An 18,157-nucleotide genomic window follows, 5' to 3' on the forward strand; every position below is an offset into this window, starting at 1 on the left:
CTCGTGACCGTCTTCGGCCTGCAGGCACTCGTCGTGCCCGACCCGGCGACGGGTACGCCACTGGTCGTACCGCTGCCTAAAGTGGCGGTGTGAACCTCACCGCGCGCTTCCACGCGGCCGGCGACGTCCGCCTGGCCGAAGAGCCCACCCCCGAGCCCGGGCCCGGCGAGAGCCTCGTGGAGGTGACGGCGGTCGGTCTGTGCGGGTCGGACCTGCACTGGTGGTCCGAGGGCGGCATCGGCGACGCGCGAATCGCCCACCCCATCGTCGGCGGCCACGAGATGGCCGGCATCGTCCGCGGCGGCGAACTGGACGGGGTCCGCGTCGCCATCGACCCGGCCGTCCCGTGCCACCACTGCGACCTGTGCGGGCTCGGCCACCCCAACCTCTGCCGCCACATCGTCTTCGCCGGCCACGGTTCCAAGGACGGAGGGCTGCAGCGGTACCTCCCGTGGCCGACCGATCGCCTCCACCCCCTCCCCGACCCGCTCACCGACGCCGACGGGGCCATGCTGGAACCGCTGGGTGTCGCGATCCACGCCGCCGACCTGGGCCACCTCGCCGTGGGCGCCGAGGTCGCGGTCCTGGGCGCCGGCCCGATCGGCCTGCTGCTGATCCAGGTCGCCCGAGCCGCGGGCGCCTCCCGGGTCCTCGCCACCGACCCCCTGCCCCACCGCCGCGCGGCCGCCCTCCACCATGGAGCCGACGAGGCCCTGGACCCGACGGCTCCCGACTTCGCACCGGGCCTGGCCGAGTTCACCAGGGGCCGGGGCGTGGACGTGGCCTTCGAGATCGCCGGCACCGACGCCGCGATCGAGTCCGCCATCGAATCGGTACGCCCGGGCGGCCGGGTCGTCCTCGGCGGCATCCCCAGCACCGACCGGTCCTCCTTTCCGGCCGCCGCGGCCAGGCGCAAGGGCCTGACGTTCGCCATGGTCCGCCGCATGAAGGAGGTCTACCCGCGGGCGATGTCCCTGGTGAACGCCGGCCGCGTGGACGTACGGTCGCTGGTGACCCACCGCTACCCCTTGACCGAGGTGGCCGAGGCCTTCGCCACCGCCGACGCGAGGGCCGGCCTGAAGGTCATCGTGGAGCCTTCCGCCTGATCAGGGCCGCGCGCAGGCTCCCGTCACGGCATGATGGGCGCCATGACCGAGACCCGCACCCTAGAGGCACCCGGCGCCACCATCACCTACGACGTGCGCGGCCCCTTACCCCCGGCCGACGGCCGCCTCCCCCTGGTCATGATCGGCCAGCCGATGTCGGCCGACGGCTTCACGTCCCTGGCCGCCAACTTCCCGGACCGCACGGTCATTACTTATGACCCACGCGGCCTGGGCCGCAGCACCCGCACCGACGGCCGGACGGACAACACCGCCGAGCAACAGGCGCAGGACCTGCACCTCCTGGTCACGACCTTGACCACCGGCCAGGTCGACGTCTTCGCCAGCAGCGGCGGCGCGGTGACCGCCCTGGAATGGGTCCGCGCGTTCCCGGCCGACATCGCCACGCTGGTCGCCCACGAGCCCCCACTGAACCGCATCCTCCCGGACGCCGAGGCGGTGGACCGGGCCCGGGCCGCCTTCAACGACGCCTACGAGTCCGGCGGGATGGGCGCCGGCATGGCCGCCTTCCTGGTCATGACATCGTGGCAGGGCGAGTTCACCGACGAGTACTTCGCCCAGCCCACCCCCGACCCCGCAGCCTTCGGCATGCCCTCCGACGACGACGGCACGCGCAACGACCCGCTGCTGTCCAAGGTCTCGTGGCCCATCAGCGACTACACCCCGGACGTGGCCGCCTTGAAGGCCGCCCCGACCCGCATCGTGATCGCGGTGGGCGAGGAGTCCGCCGGCACCTACACGGCCCGCACCGCGGAGGCCATGGCCGCCCTGCTGGATCAACAGCCCACGGTGTTCCCGAGCCACCACGGCGGCTTCATCGGCGGCGAGTTCGGGTACGCCGGCAAGCCCGAAGAGTTCGCCACCAAACTCCGCGAGGTCCTGGCCACCCCCTAACCCACCACCCGTTCCCCACCACCGTTCCCCACCACCCGTTCCCCCACCACCCGCTTGCGCCGCGCCGGGCCGCGGCACGCCGACAATTGCGACCCGACGCGGCGGGGGACGACGACCACCCGACCCGAACCGCAGCAACGCACCCGACGCGGCGCGACGACGACCGCCCAATCTGAACCGCGGCAACGCACCCGACGCGGCTCGAAGGCGGCCCGCATCACGCCGCCCGATGGCAGATGACGGCGGCGCGGGGGTGGCGACGGCGGCGCGGAGGCAGTGACGGCGGCGCGGGGTTGATGACGGCGGCGCGGGGTTGCGACGGTGGGCGAGCGGCGTGGAATTGCGACGGCGGGCGGGCAGCGCCGGGTTGCGACGGCGGACGGGCAGCGTGGGTTTGGTAGCGGCGGCGTTGGATTGCGGCGATCAGGCGGGCGGCGTCGGGGTTGGTTGTGGGGTGGCTGGGTTAGAGGAGGCCGGCCAGTTTGTAGAGGACGAGCGAGCCGGCCACGGCGACGTTCAAGCTCTGGCCCGTGCCCACCATGGGGATTTCCACGGCGGCGTCGAGCAGGTCCAGGGCCTCCGGCGGGATGCCGGTGGACTCGTGGCCCAGGACCATCACCGTGCGGTTGCGCGCGGGTGGGAGGTCGGCCAGGCGCACGGCCTCGTCGGCGAGTTCGACGCCGAGGATGCGGCTGCCGGTTGTGCGTTCGGTTGTGAGCCAGTGGACGGGGTTGGCGACGCGGTGTACGCACGTCGGGTGGCGCAGGGTGTTGCCTCTTGCCAGGGCCTCGTCGACCCAGCGCCAAGGCGGGACGACCAGGCACGCACCCACGGCGTCGCAGGTGCGCAACAGGGTGCCCAGGTTGGCTCCGTGCATGGGCCACAGGGGCGCGGCGAGGAGGTGGCCCCAGCAGCGGTGCCGGCGTGGGCGACGGTTGGAACGGATTTCCTTCGGGGTCCGCACTCGGATGGCGGTCGTACTCACATAGGGGCGTGCTTCTCGGCGCACGCTAGGCCATCGACGGCGACACGGCCTGGCCGACGATCCACTCGACGACCCTCGAACTCAGAACCCCCTCACGATACCTCCCCCAAGGTGTCACCCAGGTGTCGAATTCCGCCCCGAATCATGGCCCCGTAGTCGTCGTCGGGCAGGTGCTGCTCGTGGGCCCGCGCCAGGGCCAGGTGCTCGCGGGCGCGGGCAGGGTGGTCGAGGCGGCGGTGGACGTCGGCGAGGTTGAGGTGCAGCGACGGCAGGAAGCTCGCCGCCTGCGCCGTGGGCAGGCCGGTCGATGCTTCCAGCGCGCGCTCGTCCCACTCCAGCTCCGCGGCCGGGTCGTCCTGCAGGTCGGCGAGGTAGTGCGCGAGCGCGCACCGGTGCAGGTTGTCGTCGGCCGCCAGGGTGGACCAGATGAGCGTCAGCGCCTCGCGCGCCTCTGCGCGGTGGCCGGAACGTCCCCGCTCGACGGCGGTACCGATGCGGGTCAGGGTGTCGTCGGTCATCGGGCTCCTTTGACGGGCATGATCAAGGTCGTGAAGTCGCTGTCGTCGGCCGAGTGCACGACGACGGGGAGGTCCGGGGCGGCGATCCGCAGCAGGACGTCGGGGCCGATCGCCGCGGCCACCGCGGGGGACAACGTGGAGCACTGAAAGCTGATCGCCACCGGACCGCCCGTGATGGCCGCCGGGACCTCCGTCGACGCGACCCGCAGGCTGCCGTCGAGCAGCAGGTCCAGCCGCGCGTCGAGGTCGGTGCCCAGCGCCTCCAGGAACGCCTCGCGTGGGGCGACCACCTGGGCGATCGGGGCGGGCAGGCCGTCGAGGATGACCCGGTAGTCGGGAAACGGATCCCGCAGCGTGGCCACGCTCCGATCGCCGATCCGCAGCTCGTCGGCGGCGGCGAGCAGGCGCACCGTGTCCTGAGCCGCCAGCCAGGAATACAACGCCTCCAACGCACCAACGTCGACGACAGCCGTGCCGACCGCGCCGGGCGAGACGACAGCCGCGTCGGGCGAGACGACAGCCGTGCCGGGCGAGACGCGCTGGGAAATGGGGAGGGAGCGGATCGCCAGGCGGTACCGATCGGTGGCCACCAGCCGCAGTTCCCCCTCGGCCAGCTCGAACAGCACCCCGCCCAGCACCGGGAACTCGCCGCCCCGCGCCGCGGCCGGAGCCACCTGGGAGACAGCCTCGGCCAGCAGGCGGCCCGGCAGGGCCACACCGGACGGCGTCGCGAAGCCGTCCAGCAACGCGCGGGTGGCCGCCACCGCGCGTTCCATCGACTCCAGGTGGCGGGTCAGCAGCGCCGACGCGTCCGTGGGTGGGCCGGCGAGGACCCGGCGTACGTCGACCAGGGGCAGCCCGGCCTCGCGCAGCCGGCGGATCAGCAGGACCTCGTCGAGCTGGGCCGTCGAGTAGGAGCGGTAGCCGGTCGCGGGGTCGACGGCGGCCGGGCGGACCAGGCCGCACTCGTCGTAGAACCGCAGCGCGCTCGGTGTGATGCCGGCGACCCGCGCGAAGGCGCCGATGCTCATGTGTTCCCCCACGCCACCCATCCTGGAGGTTCAAGCAACCCGAAGGTCAAGCGATAGGGTGCAGCGATGGAGCGCACCGCTTTGGTGACCGGGGCCTCGTCCGGCATCGGGAAGGCGACGGCCGCGGCGCTGGTCGCGCGGGGTTACCGGGTGCTCGGCACCAGCCGGCGGCCCGCGGAGCTCGACGCGGAGCACCGGGCCGGCGGGGTGGAGTACCTGCCGCTCGACCTCGGCGACGACGCCTCCATCGAGGCACTGGCCAGCTCCGTGGGGCCGGTCGACGTGCTGGTCAACAACGCCGGGGAGAGTCAGTCGGGGCCGTTCGAGGAGCTGCCCGGCGATGCGCTGCGGCGGGTGTTCCAGGTCAACGTCCTCGGGCCCGTGCGGCTCGCCCAGTTGCTCGTGCCGGGCATGCGTGAGCGCCGGTACGGCCGGGTCGTGATGATCGGATCCATGCTCGCCTCGTTCCCGCTGTCGTACCGCTCCTCCTACGTGGCGACCAAGGCGGCGCTCAAGGGCTTCAGTGACGGCGCGCGGCACGAGTACTCGCCGTTCGGCGTGTGGTTCACGACCGTCGAGCCGGGGTCGATCAATACCGGGATCAGTGGGAGGCGCACGCAGTACAACAGCGAAACCTCGCCGCATCGAGGAGACTTCGAGCGGATGCTGGCCGCCCTGAACCGCAACGAGAGTGCCGGGACGTCGGCCGAGCGGGTCGCGGCCACCATCGTGAAGGCGATCGGGGCGGCGCGGCCGAAGGCGTTGTACGCGGTGGGCAGCAACGCTTCGCTGGTGTTCCCGCTGAAGCGCCTGGTGCCCACCGCGTTCGTCGAGAAGGCGACGCACCGGCGGCACGACCTGCGTCGCTGAGCGTCATCGCACGACGAGGTCGCCGCCGCCGTGCAGGCGGCCCGAGACGCGGATGACCAGGGAGACCGGCGTGGCCCCGGCGCTGCGGCGCCGCACGTCGTAGTGGCCGAGCCGGGTGACCAGGTCCTCCGCGACCACCCGCACGCCGGGCGGGACGATCAGGGTCAGCGTGCTGCCGATCCCGATGTCGACCGTCATGTCGACGAGGCCGGTGGTGGCCTGCGCCTCGGTGAAGTCGAGGCGGGCGTTGGCGGCGGCCAGGGTGACGTCGATGCGGGCCGGCACGACCCAGCGCCCCTCCCGGACGGCGTTGCCGAAGCGGCGGTCGATGCGCAACTGCTCAATCGTGGTTTCCATGCCAGGAACGCTACGGAGCGCGGGGCGCCTCCGGTATGCAGCTGCACGCAAAGGCGGGGTGGGCCCAGACCCACCCCGCCTTGAGCGAGAACCTAGTTGGTGACCGTGATCCGGACCGAGTCGAAGGCCGGGACCTCGTTGGCCTTCTGCATCATCGGGATGCGGTGCGAGCCGTCGCCGGCCCAGGAGGCGCACTGGGCGGTGCCCGCGGTCGGCATGCCCGTCACGTTGATGGTGACGGTGTCCGGCTGCGAACCGCCGGCCTTGTCCTCGGTGGCGACGAAGAACGCCGGGGCCACCGTCGGGTCGGGCGCGCTGCGCGTGCTGGCCAGCATCCGGCACGCGGTGTGGAAGTGGCCGCGGGTCAGGCCGTCCGGCGTGAGGAACGCGCTTTCGAGGTAGTAGCCGCCGGCCGCCGCGCCGAGGAAGCGGTCGCGGACCAGGTTGCGGGTGCTGACCTGCAGCGTGAAGGCCTGGCCGACGCGGACCCGCTGCGGCGCCCGGGTGATGAGCAGCGTGGGGTTCTTGTCCTGGCTGCTGACCTCGCCGAACGCGGTGCTCACGCAGCGCGGGGCGTCCTGGAAGCCGGTGTGCGCGGCGAGGCGGCTCTGGCTGCAGTCGTTGCCGAGGGTCTCGAGCGTGGTGCCGTTGCTGCTGCCGGCCGACGGTACGCCGGTCGCGCCGGTCGACCCGGTGTTGGTCGGGGCCGGGGTCGGGCAGTTCGGGTTGACCCGGCGCCACTGCGGGCGGCCGTTGACCTGGCCGTCGCCGAGGTGGTTGGTCACCCGGTGGCCGTTCTGGTTGCCGCCGTCGACGTCGCCGGCGGTCTGGTTCGGCTTCGGCACGGCGCCGGCGGACGGGTCGGCGCCCTCCTCGGGCGGCGTGTCGGCGGACGGCTTCGCGTTGGGGTTCGCGGTGTTCGTGCGGCCGGCGCCGGTGGCCGGCGTCTTGCCGGGGGTGGTCGCGCACGCCGCGGGCGCCTGGCCCTGGCCGGGACCCCGCTTGCGGGTGGCGGCGTCGGCGAGCTGGGTCGTGGCGAGGCCCGCACCGAAGGCGACGACCGCCGCGATGATGGTGATCACTCGGATCTTGCTGCGCGGCTGGGGCTGGTCCTCGAGCGAGCGATCCGGCTCGTCATCCTCGAACCCGCGCCACCGTGCTGACCTTCGCTGCATGGCGGAAAACCTCTCTGGGGGTAAACCTCTTTTTCGAATGTCAACTTAGAATCGCTGATTGACCGGCGTCAACCATGTGAGCGCGATCTAAGAAACATTAAAGGCGCACGCAAAACACTGTTGAAAAACAGCATTTGGGCAGGCAGGAGCTACACAGAAGCCTTTTCCGGCACGACCGGACGGCGATTCTGCAGTACCACGCTGACAATGCAGATCGCGGCAATGAACAACAGCGCGACCAGACTCCACGTCAGATAATTGGTGCCGCCGGAAGAAGGCGCAGGCGGAGGAGCGGCGTCATTCGCAACGGGGGCAGCCGCGCCATGCTCGGAATGCCCGGCGCCGGCCTGCAGAGCCAGCGACTGCGTCCACTGCTTCTGGGTACCGTCCGAATTGGACACCGTCACCGCGAACGCCAGCTTGTCGGCCGTGGGCAGCGGCCCGATCGAGAGGTACAACTCCGTCTTGCCGCCGGGCGGCAGCGCGCGACCCTCCATCGCGACCCACTTGACCCCGGTCGTGACCTCGGTGATCTGGTACCCGTGCAGCGACGCGACCGGCTTGTCGATCTTCACGTTAGTCATCGACGGGGCCCAGTCGTCGACGGACAGCGGGTACACCTCGGCGATCGGAGTCTCGGCCGGCAGCTGCACGTCGATCGCGGTGATCGAGGCGCTCGGGCTGTCGTTGGTGATCCGGAAGGTCAGGTCGGCCCCGTCGCCCTGCACGGCCTCGGTCGGCGTCACCGCCACGTCGGCCCGCGCGGGCGCGGCGATCCCGAGCAGGGCCACGACCCCGGCACCGGCGAGGGCGGCGCGGAGGGTCCACCGCGATCGCCGCTGAGACTGCTCCTGGGTGTACCTCACACCGGGTTGTTCGTACCGGCGGCCCGCAGGGTTCAAGCCGCGCGCAAGATTATTTGGCGCGTTTCGCGTCGGTTCGGCTGAGCACGGTCCCGACCATCCGCCGCCAGTCGGTGTCGAACTCCGGGCCGGTACTGTGCGTCCCCACCCAGTACACCGCGTAACTGGCCACGACCACGGCGTTGCCCCGGCCCACCACGGCGACCGCGATGTCGGCGGATCCCGGGTACGTCGGCTCGTACACCTTGTGCCGCAGCGTCACGAAGCCCTTCCACCCGCCGGATTCGAGCGGCTCGATGGTGCTCGTCTCGGTGTAGCCGGCCTCGGACGACTCCTCGCGCGGGCCGGCGCTGCGGGTGGCGGTCGGCGGGCAGGCCTCCATCGCGTCCTGCAGCTTGGTGAACGCGGCCTCCATCGCGGGCGCGTCGGCGTACACGAGGCCCATCTGGTCGAAGGCCTGCGCACCCTTGTCGCCCTCGTCGGCCAGTGCCGCCGCGATGACGCCGGGCGTGCCGGGGATCGGCGGGCGGGTCGGGACGCCGGGGCACAGCGGGGTCAGCGTCGTCGTGGGCGGCTGCTGTTCGGGGCGTTTCCAGCTGGTACCGACGTCCGCCGGCTCCAGCACGCCCGCCTTGAGCGTCGCCGTGGTGTAGGTGGCGTCGCGGTCGGCGGAGGCCCCGTCATCGCCGGAGCAGCCCGCCAGTCCCACCGCCAGCGTCACCGCGGCACAACCGGCCGTCACCATCCGCATCACGTTCGTCGCCATCGACACGCGGCCATCCTGGCAGCCGCACGCCGGCCCGCAGCGTCGCCAAAGGAAGACCTAAGGCACGCGAAAAGACCGGCAGCCGCGCGCCGGCCCGCAGCGTCGCCAAAGGAAGACCTAAGGAAGACCCGAGACGCGCGAAAACGTCGTTGGCCGGCGCGACGGCTGCCGTGCTGCGTTGGGCGATGACCCCGGTGGAGCCACCCTGCTGCCGCGCCGGCCCAGGCTTCATACCTATCGGGTGTGAGCGTTCCCAGACCTCGTCCGAACGGTCGTCAGTCGCCGTCGCGTGGGAGGGCTCCCGCCAACCTGATCCGGCAATCGGCCCCGAACGAGTGACAGCGCACCTAGGCCGCGCTGGTGTCCTCCTCGAACGTGAGGACCTTCGTCAGCCCGGTGAGCTCGAACTGCTCGGCGATGACGGTGGGTACGCACCGCAGCGCGTAGTGCATCCCCGACTTGCGGGCCCGCTGCCAGCCGCTGACGATGACGCCGAGGCCGGTGCTGTCCAGGAAACGCAGCCGCGACAGGTCGAGCACGACGCCGGCCGGCTTGCGCTCGATCGCGCCGAACAGCGCGGCGCGCAGGTCACCGGCGGTGTCGTAGTCGACCTCGCCTTCGACGCGCACCACCTGGACGCCGGCGGGCTCGGCGGCGACGGTGACCTGCAGCATCGCCGAGTCGCGCTCGTCGCTGACTGTCATCGCGAGGGCTCTCCGATCTGGGGAATCGACCCGTCCCGACAGCGTAAGGCCAAGGTCGCGAGAGTGCATGACGGATCACGGGCGCGTAGGCTCGGACCGAACGCAACGGCCACGGATTGGACAACCAATGAACGCACCGATGGGTGCGCCCGACACGGCCGCGCTCTCCGGGACGGTTCCTGACGCCGCCCTGGTCCGACTCCTCGACCACGTCGACGAGGGCGTGCTGCTCTGCGACGACACCGGTTTCGTCCGGTACCGCAACCCGGCCGCGACGGCGATGCTGCCCGCGGTACACCCGGGAATGCCTTTGCCCGTGAACCTGCGGGGCCGCCGGGTCGACCTCGGGGCGGGGCAGGTGGCGTGGTATCTCGATCGGGCCGATGACACCGCCGCCTTCCTCGCGGCCACCGCGCGGCGCCTCGGCGGCATGCTCAACGCCGACCGGGTCTGCAAGGCGACCGTCGAGCTGGCGGTGCAGTCCCTCGGGCAGGCGGCCCTGCTCGTGGTGCCCACCCGCCGCGGCCGGGCCCGCTGCTGGCACGCCGCCGGCGCCACGCCCGTGCGGCAGGACCAGGTCACCCTCGCCGCGATGCCGGCCGCGGTGCGCGACACCCTGGACGGCAACCCGGTCGCCCAGCCATTCCTGTGGCCGGGCGGCACCCCGTTCCTCGGCGGCTCCGCGACCCCGGCCGCGTGGGCCGTGCCGATCCTGGCCGCGGGCGGACCGGCCGCCGCGCTGGTCGTCGCCGAACTCCCCGAGACGCACCTGGACGCGCTCAACGACTTCGCCGCGCGGGTGGGTGCCGCGCTGGAGGCCGCCCAGCTCTACGCCGCGCAGTCCCGCGTCGCCGCCACGCTGCAGGAGAGCCTGCTGCCCGAGCCCCCGCCGCCGGTCGCCGGGCTGGCCTGGGGCACCGCGTACCGACCGGCCCGCTCCACGATGCAGATCGGCGGCGACTTCTACGGCGCCCACCCGATCAGCGGCGGCGCCATGTTCTTCCTCGGCGACGTGTCCGGCAAGGGCGTCGACGCGGCCGTGCTCACCGGCCAGGTCCGGCACAGCCTGCGCGCGCTGCGCCGGGTCGAGGACGATCCGCAGCGGCTGCTGCACGTGCTCAACGACATGCTGCTCGAGGGCGTCTCCGAGGGCCGGTTCGCCACCATGGTGCTCGGCACCGCCCAGTCCCGCCCGGGCGGCGGGCTGCGGCTGACCCTGGCCGGCGGCGGGCACCTGCCCCCGCTCGTGCTGCGGGCCGACGGCACCGTGGAGACGGTCGCGCTGCGCGGCATGCTCGTCGGCGTCACCGACACCCCGACCTTCGGCCAGCAGAGCGTGCGCCTGGAGCCGGGCGAGAGCTGCCTGCTGTTCACCGACGGCGTCACCGAGGCGCGCGGCGGGCATCGCGGCGACGAGATGTACGGCCTGCGCCGCCTCACCACCGCGCTCGCCGGCTGCCACGCCATGCCCGCGCCGGCCCTCGCCGAGCGGGTGGAGCAGCTCACCACCGACTGGCTCGGCGGCCGCGACCACGACGACATCGCGGTCCTGGCCGTGCGGGCGGCCCCGGTGCGCACCGGCGGCCCGCGCCACCTGCACTCGGTGCAGCGCGGGGTCGCGGTGTCATGACCGCGTACGACGACTACGTCGCCTGCCTGAGCGCCGCCGACGAGGAGGGCGCCGTCGACGTGGCGTGCGCCCTGCTCGACGCGGGCGTGAGCGCCGAGCGCGTGCTGCTCGACGTCGTCGCGCCCGCGCAGGCCCAGGTCGGCGAGTGGTGGCAGCGCAACGAGTGGAGCGTCGCCCAGGAGCACGCGGCCACGCACATCAGCGAGCGGGTCGTCGCCGCGCTGGGCACCCTCGCCTCCCGCGGCCGCCCGGGCGCCCGGCGCCGGGTCGTGGTCGCCTGCCTCGACGGCGAGTGGCACGCGCTGCCGGCCCGGATCGTCTCCGAGGTGCTGCGGATGCGCGGCTGGCAGGTCACGTTCCTCGGCGCCAGCGTGCCGGTCGCGCACCTGGTCTCCTACCTGCACGCCAACGACATCGACGCGGTCGCGATCAGTTGCGCCCTGGCCACCCGGCTGCCGATGGCCCACCGCGCCGTGCAGGCCTGCCACCGGACCGAGGTGCCGCTCATCGTCGGCGGCCGCGGCTTCGGCCCCGGCGGCCGCTGGGCCCGCACCATCGGCGCCTGCTGGGCACCCGACGCGACCGGGGCGGCCGACCTGCTCGACGACCGCGACGCGCTGCGCACGCCCCCGCCGGAGACCCTGGCCCACCTCGCCGACGATGAGCACACCGCCCTGGTGAAGCGGCGCGGTGACCTGGTCGAGGAGGCCGCGGCCGAGCTGCGCCGGGTCTTCCCGCCGATGCGCGACTACTCGCCGGCCCAGCTGGACGCGACCATGGCCGACCTGTCCCACATCGTCGACTTCCTCACCGCCGCCGTGTTCGTGGACGACCCCGAGCTGTTCACCGGGTTCCTGACGTGGACGGCCGAGGTGCTGCGCAGCCGCGGGGTGCCGGCGGCGAGCCTGGTGGTGCCGCTGGAGCGGTACCGCGCGATGCTCTACGACTTCCCCCGCACCGGCCGCACGCTGGCCGCGGGACTGGAGCGGCTCACCGCGTAGACCGGCGTGCAACCTTTTTCGCGCCGGTGGTGTCCTTGGTGCATGCCGAGCTGGGACGCCCCGCCCTCGTTCGAGGACTACGTGCGGGACCGACATCGCGAGCTGCTGCGTTTCGCCTATCTGCTCAGCGGCGACCAGCACCTCGCGGCCGATCTCGTGCAGGACGCGCTGGAGCGCACCGGCATGGCCTGGCGCCGCATCCAGAAACACGACGACCCCGGCGGGTACGTCCGGCGCGTCATCGTCAACCGCTACCTGAACCGGGTGCGCTCACTGCGCCGGGAGCGGCTCACCGACGCCACGCCGGACGTCGCCCACGTCGACGCCGAGCCGCCGGACGGCGAGCTGTGGCAGGCGATCGTGGCGCTGCCCAAGCAGCAGCGGGCGGTCCTGGTGCTGCGGTACTACGACGACTTCTCCGAGCAGCAGGTCGCGGCCGCGCTCGGCTGCTCGGTCGGCACCGTGAAGAGCAACGCCTCCCGCGCCCTGGCCAAGCTCCGGGCCGCACTCGGCACCCGCGACCTCGACGGGAGCGACGTCTGATGGACCTCGAGCAGCTGATCCGCCGGGAACTCGGCGACGAGCGGCACAACCAGACCGGGTGGGCCACGCCCGTCGAGCGCGTCCAGGCGGGCATCCGGCGGCGGAGGCGGCGACGGTACACGACGATGGCCGCGATCGTCGCCGGTGCCGTCCTCGCCGGCGTGGGCGTGCTCGCCCTGCCCGTGCCGGACGAGCAAGCGGCGCAGGGGGTCGTCGCGTGGGACCGGACCGAAGCGGCCCTGCCGGCGCTGGCCCGCCGCAGCCCCCGCCCGGACACGAGCCCCTGTGCCGCCGAGGATGTGGAGCGGGGTGCCTGGCTGGACGGGACGTCGATCGCGGCGGACGGCACCGTGACGTACACCATGGTGGTCCCCAGCTTCCGGTCCACCCGCTGCACGCAGGCCGGCGCGCCGGTGCTGCGGGCCGACGGCGTGGACGTCCAGGCGCAGCCGATGGCGCCCGCGGGCGACGGCGCGCAGACGCCGGCGACGGTCGACCCCGGCGAGCCGATCCGCGTCGACATCGCGGTCACGCCGTGCCCCGGCGGACAGCCCTCGCCGCACCACCGGCTCACCCTCGACGGGGGCCTCGCGGTCCCGAACGTCACCACCCTGGGCTGCGACTACCGGATCAGCCCGTGGTACGTCCAGGCGCCCCTGCTCAACGCCCCGCTCACCGTCGCCATGGACGTGCCGCAGCAGGCCGGGCGCGGCACGACCCTGGTGTACCGGGTGCGGGTCACGAACACCTTCCCGCGCACGTTCCGGCTGGAGCCGTGCCCGGCCTACCGGCAGGGCATCGCCGGCACGGCGAAGACCTACCGCCTCAACTGTGCCGTGCGCTCGATCCCGCCGCATGCGACCGTGGAGTACGAGATGCGGCTCGACATCCCGTCCACCGTGGACCGTGGGCGCACGAAGGTGACGTGGATGGCCGCGTTCGCCGACGGGACAGTCGCCATTGGGGAAATCGCCACCGCGGGGGCGGCGATTGATTTGACATGATCGACACCATGGGGACTTTGGACGACGCGATCGACTGGGACACGTTCGCCCGGGGGCTCGCGCTCGACTTCGGGCAGTGCGCCTTCGACGACGCGGTGATCCTGCGGTTCGGCGCGGACCGGTACGTGCAGTACATCCAGAACTTCGAATCGATCACGGTCGAGGTGAGCGATCTCGACGCGGCCCCGCTGACCGGCGAGGAGCACGAGTACCTGGCCGGGGAGGGCTTCGAGCCGCCGGACGACGACTGGACCTGGAAGCGCGACATCCCGTGGTTCCCGGAGCCGCAGCTGTTCCACCGGATCGCGCACCTGGTCGCGGGCCTGCTGCGCAACCTGCACGGGGTGCGCTTCCCCGGCCAGCTGACGGTCGAGTCGTTCAACGTGCGCGGCCAGGGCGACTTCGAGCTGCCGTTCACCGGCCTGGCGCGGGAGCGGGCCGTGCTCAACGGCGAGATGCGCCAGGCCGACCTGCACCTGCACGAGGCCGCGGCCAACCTGCTGGTGCGCACGAAGGTGCCGGGCGCGCGGATCGTCGCCGTCATCGCCACCGCGGCCGACCGCCGGTCCACAGAGGACGGCTACGGCGACTTCTTCGTCGACCGGGTCGTGCTCGTCGAGGGCGACGACCCGCACATCCTGGTCTGGCACCACATCGGCCCGAACGGGCTCACCGGCAGCCGGTACGTGCCCGCCCATCCCCCGGCCGACGGCCCGTTCCTGCGCGCCGAGCAGGGCGCCGCGCTGTACGTGCGCGATCTGTTGCGGCGCAACCGGATCCTGGCCGAGGCGCTGCGCGAGGACCCCGGGCTGCACGCGCGAATGAACGCCGTGGTCGCCACCGGCCGCCCCGACGCGGTCCGCGCCGAGCAGGTGCGCGTCGACGCCGAGGGCCAGATCACCACCACCCGGCTGCGCATGCAGGAGGACGAGCTGGACGTGCCGACCCTGAAAGTTTCAGCCGGATAGCGCGCCGTCCGCACACCCCGTTAGCATCCCGTGCGTGATCCTGGCGCTGCTGCTCGACCTGGCCAACATCGCCGGGGGCTTCCTGCTGGCCGTCGCGCTGCTGCGGCGGCTGCCGCGGGTCGGCCCGGGGCTGGGCCGCTTCGCCGAGCGGATGGGCCCGTTCGGCTGGATCGTCGGCATCTTCGCCCTCGCCCTCGGCGTGATGTTCGTGCTCATCCACCTCCTGCGCGGGTCGGGCATCTACATCTTCGAGCTGGTCGGCATCGCCGTCGGCCTGGCCCTGCTGTGGGACCGGCTCACCGGCCGCCCGTCGCCGGTGCCGCAGCCGAACGCCGACGGCACGACGGGGGTCGCGCTGATGCTCGCCATCTTCGGCGTCATCGCGATCCTGGTCGGCCTGGACGGCCTCATCACACCCGACTGACCGGCCCGCCCACCCTTGACCTCAACCCCGGTTGAGGTTTTACCGTGGAGTCGGTGAGCAACGAGTTGGTGTCCGGCTTCAAGGCCGCATTCCGCGGCTATCCCACCGGGGTGGCGATCATCTCCGTCGCCGGCCCCGACGGCCCGGCCGGCCTGACCGCCTCCAGTGTGGCCTCGGTCTCCCTGGCGCCGCCCGCGCTGTCGTTCTCGGTCATGGACTCCCCCTCGGCCAAGCTCATCACCGCCGCCCCCAGCCTGGTCGTCAACCTCCTCGGCGCCGCCCACGCCGGCCTGGCCCACGACTTCGCCCGCCCCGGCGGCCCGAGGTTCACGCCCGACCAGGACTGGCTGACCCTTCCCACCGGCGAACCGGCCCTGCGCGACGCCCAGGCCGTCATGCGCTGCCTCCCCCTGCACCGCGTCGCGGTCGGCGCCTCCACGGTGGTCGTGGCCGAGGTCACCACGGTCCTCACCGGCACGCCGGACGGCCGCCTGATCTACCACGAGCGCCGGTTCCACACGTTCCACGCCTCAGGAGACCCACAGCCGCGCCTGCCATGATCGACCCATGGCACGCGTAGCAATCATGGCCATCGGCAGCCGCGGCGACGTGGCGCCCTACACCGGCCTGGGTGTGCGGCTCCAGCAGGCCGGCCACACGGTGACCATCGCCAGCCACGCCGTCTTCCAGTCTTTGATCGAACGCTGCGGGCTGCGCTTCCACCTGCTGCCGATGGACGCCCAGGAGCAGCTGCGCACCCGTTTCGCCGACCGTGGCCTGACCCGCATGACCCTGGCCGTGAACAAGGTGGTCGCCGAGCACGCCCACCCCCTGGCCCAGTCGATGCTGGCCGCCGCCCGCGACGCCGACATCCTGCTGGTCACCCCCACGAGCTGGTTCGGCGTCGTCATCGCCGAGGGCCTGGGAATTCCAAGCATCGGCGTGTACCTCCAGCCGCTCACCCCCACCCGCGAGTTCGCACCCCCGGCCCTGACCACCAGGTCCTACGGTGGCGCCCTGAACTACCGCCTCGCAAGGCTCCTGCTGACGGCCGGCCAGCACCCGTTCCGCCCCGCGGTGACGGAGCTGCGGCACGAGCTCGGCCTCCCGGACGTGAGCGCATCGGCGTGGCTGCGGTCCCAGGAGGAAAAGCACTGGCCCATCTTGTACGGCTACAGCCCCCTCGTCGTCCCCGCACCGCCCGACTGGCCGTCGTGGTACCGCCCGGTGGGCTACTGGTGGCCGGCCGCGGAACCGGACTTCACCCCGTCGCCGGAGCTGGAGGCGTTCCTGCATGCCGGTCCTCCCCCGGTGTACCTGGGCTTCGGCAGCATGCCGGTCCGCGACCACGAGGCGTTGTCGGCCCTGCTGGCCAAGGCGGTGCGGAAGGCGAGCCTGCGCGCTGTGGTCAGCTCGGGCTGGGCAGGGCTGACGGCGGCTACGGGCGGGGATGTGTTCGCTGTGGATGAGGTACCACATGCCTGGCTCTTCCCAAGGATGGCCGCGGTGGTCCATCACGCCGGGGCGGGCACCACGGCGGCCGGCCTGCGCGCGGGCGTGCCGTCGGTCCCGGTGCCGGTCATGGTGGACCAGCCGTTCTGGGCGCAACGCCTGCAGCAGCTGGGCGTTGCGCCGGCCCCGATCAGGATGCGCCATCTGACGGCCGACAACCTGGCCAAGGCCCTGTCCACGGTGGTGACGGACCCGGTGTACCGAACGCGGGCGGAGGCGCTGGCGGAACGCCTGGCCCTGGAGGACGGCCCCGGCGCGGTCGTGCGCGAGGTGGAGCGCCTCACTTCCTGATGTGCCGCCGCACTCTCGTGGATGCGGCGAGCGCGACGGCCCCCGCCAGGAGGGCGATGCCGGCGGTGGAGAACAGCCGGATCCCGGCGAGCAGGTACGGCGCCCAGATCGCGTCGGGCTCCGGCGGCACGAGCGCGACGGTGGTGAGCACGGTGCCGGGCAGCAGGAGCACGACACCGGCCCAGCCCGCAACGCGTGCGGGCGTGGGCCCACCGGCGAACCGCCGCCCGCCCCGCCACCCTGCCGCCAGTCCCGCCAGGTAGCCGATCACGGCGAACGGCACCACCTTGCCGGGCCTGCTCCGGCTGAGCTGGAGCACGACAGATCCGTCGGACCACGGGTACACGGCCAGGCTCCATTGTCCTTTGTTCGCGGTCACGTCGTCGGCGGCGGCGACTTGCCAGCCGGACGCGGTGAGCGCATCGCCGATGGTCCTGGCGGTCGCGGCCGGGTCGTCCCCGCCGGGCGTGCTGAGCCAGACCGAGCCGGGGATGTAGTCGCTGTCACCGGTCAGCCAGGTCCAGGGCCCGTCGGGATGCTCATAGCCGAACAGGTCCGGCAACCGCCCGACGACGGTGATCTCGGCCGCGGTGCCGTCGGCATTCACGGGGATGGCGGGCCCGACGATCGCCACGGCCGCTTCGTCATCGGGCAGATCGGGGGCGCCTACCCAGCCGAGGACGGCCCCGAAACCGGCGCCGAGCGCGGCGAGCGTAAGTGCCACGACGACGGCAGCCAGGACGGGCCGGAGGCGATTGGCGGTGACGGGGTCAGCTTGGAGCACGGCGGCCATCCGCGATGGTCCCTTCGAAGCGCGACCCCCCGCGCCGCCGGTGATGCTACGTCACGCGGTCACCACCGCCGGTCCGCGGGTGTTCCAGGTCGGGGGCGCCGTGGACGCGCAGAACACCTTCGGCGCCCTGATCCGGACGCCTTTCGACTGCACGGTTGCCCTTGACGGTCAGCCGAAGCTCCGGCATCTGAGCATCAACGGCCGCACGGTGGTGGAGGACCCGGACGTGATCGCCGCGCGCGCGAACGCCGCCGCCGCGGCCAGCCAGTCGGCACTCGCCGAGGCCAGGACACCCCCCGCCGTGACGCTCTCCGTCTCGTACCCCGTCCCCGGCCTCAGTTCGCAGATCGAACTGCACGTCCAGGTCGACGAGGCGACCGCCAAGCGCATGACGTGCGTCATCGACTTCGGTGACGGCAGCCCGGTCGACCAGCGCGACACCTACTCGGGCTGCCTTGCCGTGGACCACACCTACTCGGCGAAGCGCACCTACAAGATCACGGTCCGGGTCGACAACCTGGCGAAGGTGTCGACAACCACGACCAGGAGTGTCGCGATCCGCTGACCCTTGTCCCGGGAAGCGGCGCTGAGCCGGCGCATCTCGTCCTTAGTACAGCGAGCGTGCACCGCTCCTGATCGTGCCAGTTTTGGCCTCCTGCTCCCACGCGACACCGCTGTGCGACTACGCCCATAGCCAGCTGACG

21 protein-coding genes are annotated in these 18,157 nt (G+C 72.6%); 12 read left to right on the top strand and 9 right to left on the bottom strand.

What is annotated here, in order from left to right; genetic code table 11:
• The first annotated feature begins 89 nt into the window (after positions 1–89).
• Both ACQP00_RS39425 and ACQP00_RS39430 read left to right on the top strand, forming a co-directional pair.
• Complete coding sequence (locus ACQP00_RS39425; protein ID WP_433206373.1) at positions 90–1,106, top strand: zinc-binding dehydrogenase; 1,017 nt, start codon at positions 90–92, stop codon at positions 1,104–1,106.
• Positions 1,107–1,148: 42 nt separating this feature from the next.
• Positions 1,149–2,018 carry an alpha/beta fold hydrolase gene (locus ACQP00_RS39430; RefSeq protein WP_433206376.1) on the top strand — a complete coding sequence of 290 codons (870 nt, stop codon included), beginning with the start codon at positions 1,149–1,151 and terminating at the stop codon, positions 2,016–2,018.
• A gap of 463 nt (positions 2,019–2,481) precedes the next feature.
• Here ACQP00_RS39430 and ACQP00_RS39435 read toward each other — a convergent pair whose 3' ends face one another.
• The 3 genes from ACQP00_RS39435 to ACQP00_RS39445 all read right to left on the bottom strand — a co-directional run bounded on the left by ACQP00_RS39435 (position 2,482) and on the right by ACQP00_RS39445 (position 4,573).
• Complete coding sequence (locus tag ACQP00_RS39435; protein WP_433206379.1) at positions 2,482–2,895, bottom strand: TrmH family RNA methyltransferase; 414 nt, start codon at positions 2,893–2,895, stop codon at positions 2,482–2,484.
• Positions 2,896–3,095: 200 nt separating this feature from the next.
• Positions 3,096–3,521 (bottom strand): hypothetical protein, encoded by a 426-nt coding sequence (locus tag ACQP00_RS39440; protein WP_433206382.1) that lies wholly within the window; start codon positions 3,519–3,521, stop codon positions 3,096–3,098.
• Complete coding sequence (locus tag ACQP00_RS39445) at positions 3,518–4,573, bottom strand: MerR family transcriptional regulator (protein ID WP_433206384.1); 1,056 nt, start codon at positions 4,571–4,573, stop codon at positions 3,518–3,520. Before ACQP00_RS39445 ends, ACQP00_RS39440 begins: the two co-directional genes overlap by 4 nt.
• 45 nt (positions 4,574–4,618) lie before the next feature.
• Between ACQP00_RS39445 and ACQP00_RS39450 the strand changes: the two genes are divergently transcribed.
• A complete protein-coding gene (locus ACQP00_RS39450; RefSeq protein ID WP_433206387.1) occupies positions 4,619–5,422 on the top strand; it encodes an SDR family oxidoreductase in 804 nt (267 codons plus the stop codon).
• Positions 5,423–5,425: 3 nt separating this feature from the next.
• Here the strand turns inward: ACQP00_RS39450 and ACQP00_RS39455 are convergent, their stop codons facing one another.
• The 5 genes from ACQP00_RS39455 to ACQP00_RS39475 form a co-directional block, all read right to left on the bottom strand.
• Positions 5,426–5,779, bottom strand: coding sequence for a hypothetical protein (locus ACQP00_RS39455; protein WP_433206390.1), 354 nt, complete (start codon positions 5,777–5,779; stop codon positions 5,426–5,428).
• 92 nt (positions 5,780–5,871) lie between these two features.
• The gene (locus tag ACQP00_RS39460) at positions 5,872–6,954 is read right to left on the bottom strand and encodes a Pecanex-like protein 1 (protein WP_433206393.1); all 1,083 of its coding nucleotides are present in this window, start codon (positions 6,952–6,954) and stop codon (positions 5,872–5,874) included.
• Between the two features lie 149 nt (positions 6,955–7,103).
• A complete protein-coding gene (locus ACQP00_RS39465) occupies positions 7,104–7,820 on the bottom strand; it encodes a DUF1775 domain-containing protein (protein WP_433206396.1) in 717 nt (238 codons plus the stop codon).
• A gap of 49 nt (positions 7,821–7,869) precedes the next feature.
• The gene (locus ACQP00_RS39470; protein ID WP_433206399.1) at positions 7,870–8,589 is read right to left on the bottom strand and encodes a hypothetical protein; all 720 of its coding nucleotides are present in this window, start codon (positions 8,587–8,589) and stop codon (positions 7,870–7,872) included.
• 341 nt (positions 8,590–8,930) lie between these two features.
• On the bottom strand, positions 8,931–9,287 hold the full coding sequence (locus ACQP00_RS39475) for an STAS domain-containing protein (RefSeq protein WP_433206402.1): 357 nt from the start codon (positions 9,285–9,287) through the stop codon (positions 8,931–8,933).
• A 127-nt stretch (positions 9,288–9,414) separates the two neighbouring features.
• Here ACQP00_RS39475 and ACQP00_RS39480 point away from each other — a divergent pair, with 127 nt between their 5' ends.
• From ACQP00_RS39480 to ACQP00_RS39515, 8 genes are read left to right on the top strand one after another with little or no spacing between them, the layout of a single operon-like run.
• Positions 9,415–10,917, top strand: coding sequence for a SpoIIE family protein phosphatase (locus ACQP00_RS39480; protein ID WP_433206405.1), 1,503 nt, complete (start codon positions 9,415–9,417; stop codon positions 10,915–10,917).
• Complete coding sequence (locus ACQP00_RS39485) at positions 10,914–11,918, top strand: cobalamin B12-binding domain-containing protein (RefSeq protein ID WP_433206408.1); 1,005 nt, start codon at positions 10,914–10,916, stop codon at positions 11,916–11,918. The genes ACQP00_RS39480 and ACQP00_RS39485 overlap by 4 nt, the downstream gene beginning before the upstream one ends.
• Positions 11,919–11,960: 42 nt before the next feature.
• Positions 11,961–12,461: a SigE family RNA polymerase sigma factor gene (locus tag ACQP00_RS39490; RefSeq protein ID WP_433206410.1), complete on the top strand. Its 501-nt coding sequence runs from the start codon at positions 11,961–11,963 to the stop codon at positions 12,459–12,461.
• On the top strand, positions 12,461–13,465 hold the full coding sequence (locus tag ACQP00_RS39495; RefSeq protein WP_433206413.1) for a hypothetical protein: 1,005 nt from the start codon (positions 12,461–12,463) through the stop codon (positions 13,463–13,465). Before ACQP00_RS39490 ends, ACQP00_RS39495 begins: the two co-directional genes overlap by 1 nt.
• Positions 13,466–13,473: 8 nt before the next feature.
• Positions 13,474–14,433 (top strand): TY-Chap domain-containing protein, encoded by a 960-nt coding sequence (locus ACQP00_RS39500; protein ID WP_433206415.1) that lies wholly within the window; start codon positions 13,474–13,476, stop codon positions 14,431–14,433.
• 34 nt (positions 14,434–14,467) lie between these two features.
• Positions 14,468–14,857 (top strand): hypothetical protein, encoded by a 390-nt coding sequence (locus ACQP00_RS39505; RefSeq protein WP_433206418.1) that lies wholly within the window; start codon positions 14,468–14,470, stop codon positions 14,855–14,857.
• A gap of 53 nt (positions 14,858–14,910) precedes the next feature.
• On the top strand, positions 14,911–15,417 hold the full coding sequence (locus ACQP00_RS39510) for a flavin reductase family protein (RefSeq protein ID WP_433206421.1): 507 nt from the start codon (positions 14,911–14,913) through the stop codon (positions 15,415–15,417).
• A 7-nt stretch (positions 15,418–15,424) separates the two neighbouring features.
• Positions 15,425–16,660, top strand: a complete 1,236-nt coding sequence (locus tag ACQP00_RS39515; RefSeq protein WP_433206424.1) for a glycosyltransferase — start codon at positions 15,425–15,427, stop codon at positions 16,658–16,660.
• Here ACQP00_RS39515 and ACQP00_RS39520 read toward each other — a convergent pair.
• Positions 16,650–17,384: a hypothetical protein gene (locus tag ACQP00_RS39520; RefSeq protein ID WP_433206427.1), complete on the bottom strand. Its 735-nt coding sequence runs from the start codon at positions 17,382–17,384 to the stop codon at positions 16,650–16,652. The two genes, ACQP00_RS39515 and ACQP00_RS39520, sit on opposite strands and share 11 nt — an antisense overlap.
• Before the next feature lie 112 nt (positions 17,385–17,496).
• Here ACQP00_RS39520 and ACQP00_RS39525 point away from each other — a divergent pair, with 112 nt between their 5' ends.
• Positions 17,497–18,018, top strand: a complete 522-nt coding sequence (locus tag ACQP00_RS39525) for a PKD domain-containing protein (RefSeq protein WP_433224140.1) — start codon at positions 17,497–17,499, stop codon at positions 18,016–18,018.
• The last annotated feature ends 139 nt before the right edge of the window (positions 18,019–18,157 follow it).

Source organism: Dactylosporangium sp. CS-047395 (assembly GCF_050942185.1).
Lineage (GTDB): Bacteria > Actinomycetota > Actinomycetes > Mycobacteriales > Micromonosporaceae > Dactylosporangium.

What these genes read in the sequence shown, in the direction of transcription:
- ACQP00_RS39430 (WP_433206376.1), top strand. Translation starts at nt 1,149, where the DNA reads ATGACCGAGACCCGCACCCTAGAGGCACCCGGCGCCACCATCACCTAC.
- ACQP00_RS39435 (WP_433206379.1), bottom strand. Translation starts at nt 2,895, where the DNA reads ATGCACGGAGCCAACCTGGGCACCCTGTTGCGCACCTGCGACGCCGTG.
- ACQP00_RS39440 (WP_433206382.1), bottom strand. Translation starts at nt 3,521, where the DNA reads ATGACCGACGACACCCTGACCCGCATCGGTACCGCCGTCGAGCGGGGA.
- ACQP00_RS39445 (WP_433206384.1), bottom strand. Translation starts at nt 4,573, where the DNA reads ATGGGTGGCGTGGGGGAACACATGAGCATCGGCGCCTTCGCGCGGGTC.
- ACQP00_RS39450 (WP_433206387.1), top strand. Translation starts at nt 4,619, where the DNA reads ATGGAGCGCACCGCTTTGGTGACCGGGGCCTCGTCCGGCATCGGGAAG.
- ACQP00_RS39455 (WP_433206390.1), bottom strand. Translation starts at nt 5,779, where the DNA reads ATGGAAACCACGATTGAGCAGTTGCGCATCGACCGCCGCTTCGGCAAC.
- ACQP00_RS39460 (WP_433206393.1), bottom strand. Translation starts at nt 6,954, where the DNA reads ATGCAGCGAAGGTCAGCACGGTGGCGCGGGTTCGAGGATGACGAGCCG.
- ACQP00_RS39475 (WP_433206402.1), bottom strand. Translation starts at nt 9,287, where the DNA reads ATGACAGTCAGCGACGAGCGCGACTCGGCGATGCTGCAGGTCACCGTC.
- ACQP00_RS39480 (WP_433206405.1), top strand. Translation starts at nt 9,415, where the DNA reads ATGAACGCACCGATGGGTGCGCCCGACACGGCCGCGCTCTCCGGGACG.
- ACQP00_RS39485 (WP_433206408.1), top strand. Translation starts at nt 10,914, where the DNA reads ATGACCGCGTACGACGACTACGTCGCCTGCCTGAGCGCCGCCGACGAG.
- ACQP00_RS39490 (WP_433206410.1), top strand. Translation starts at nt 11,961, where the DNA reads ATGCCGAGCTGGGACGCCCCGCCCTCGTTCGAGGACTACGTGCGGGAC.
- ACQP00_RS39495 (WP_433206413.1), top strand. Translation starts at nt 12,461, where the DNA reads ATGGACCTCGAGCAGCTGATCCGCCGGGAACTCGGCGACGAGCGGCAC.
- ACQP00_RS39500 (WP_433206415.1), top strand. Translation starts at nt 13,474, where the DNA reads ATGGGGACTTTGGACGACGCGATCGACTGGGACACGTTCGCCCGGGGG.
- ACQP00_RS39515 (WP_433206424.1), top strand. Translation starts at nt 15,425, where the DNA reads ATGGCACGCGTAGCAATCATGGCCATCGGCAGCCGCGGCGACGTGGCG.
- ACQP00_RS39525 (WP_433224140.1), top strand. Translation starts at nt 17,497, where the DNA reads ATGCTACGTCACGCGGTCACCACCGCCGGTCCGCGGGTGTTCCAGGTC.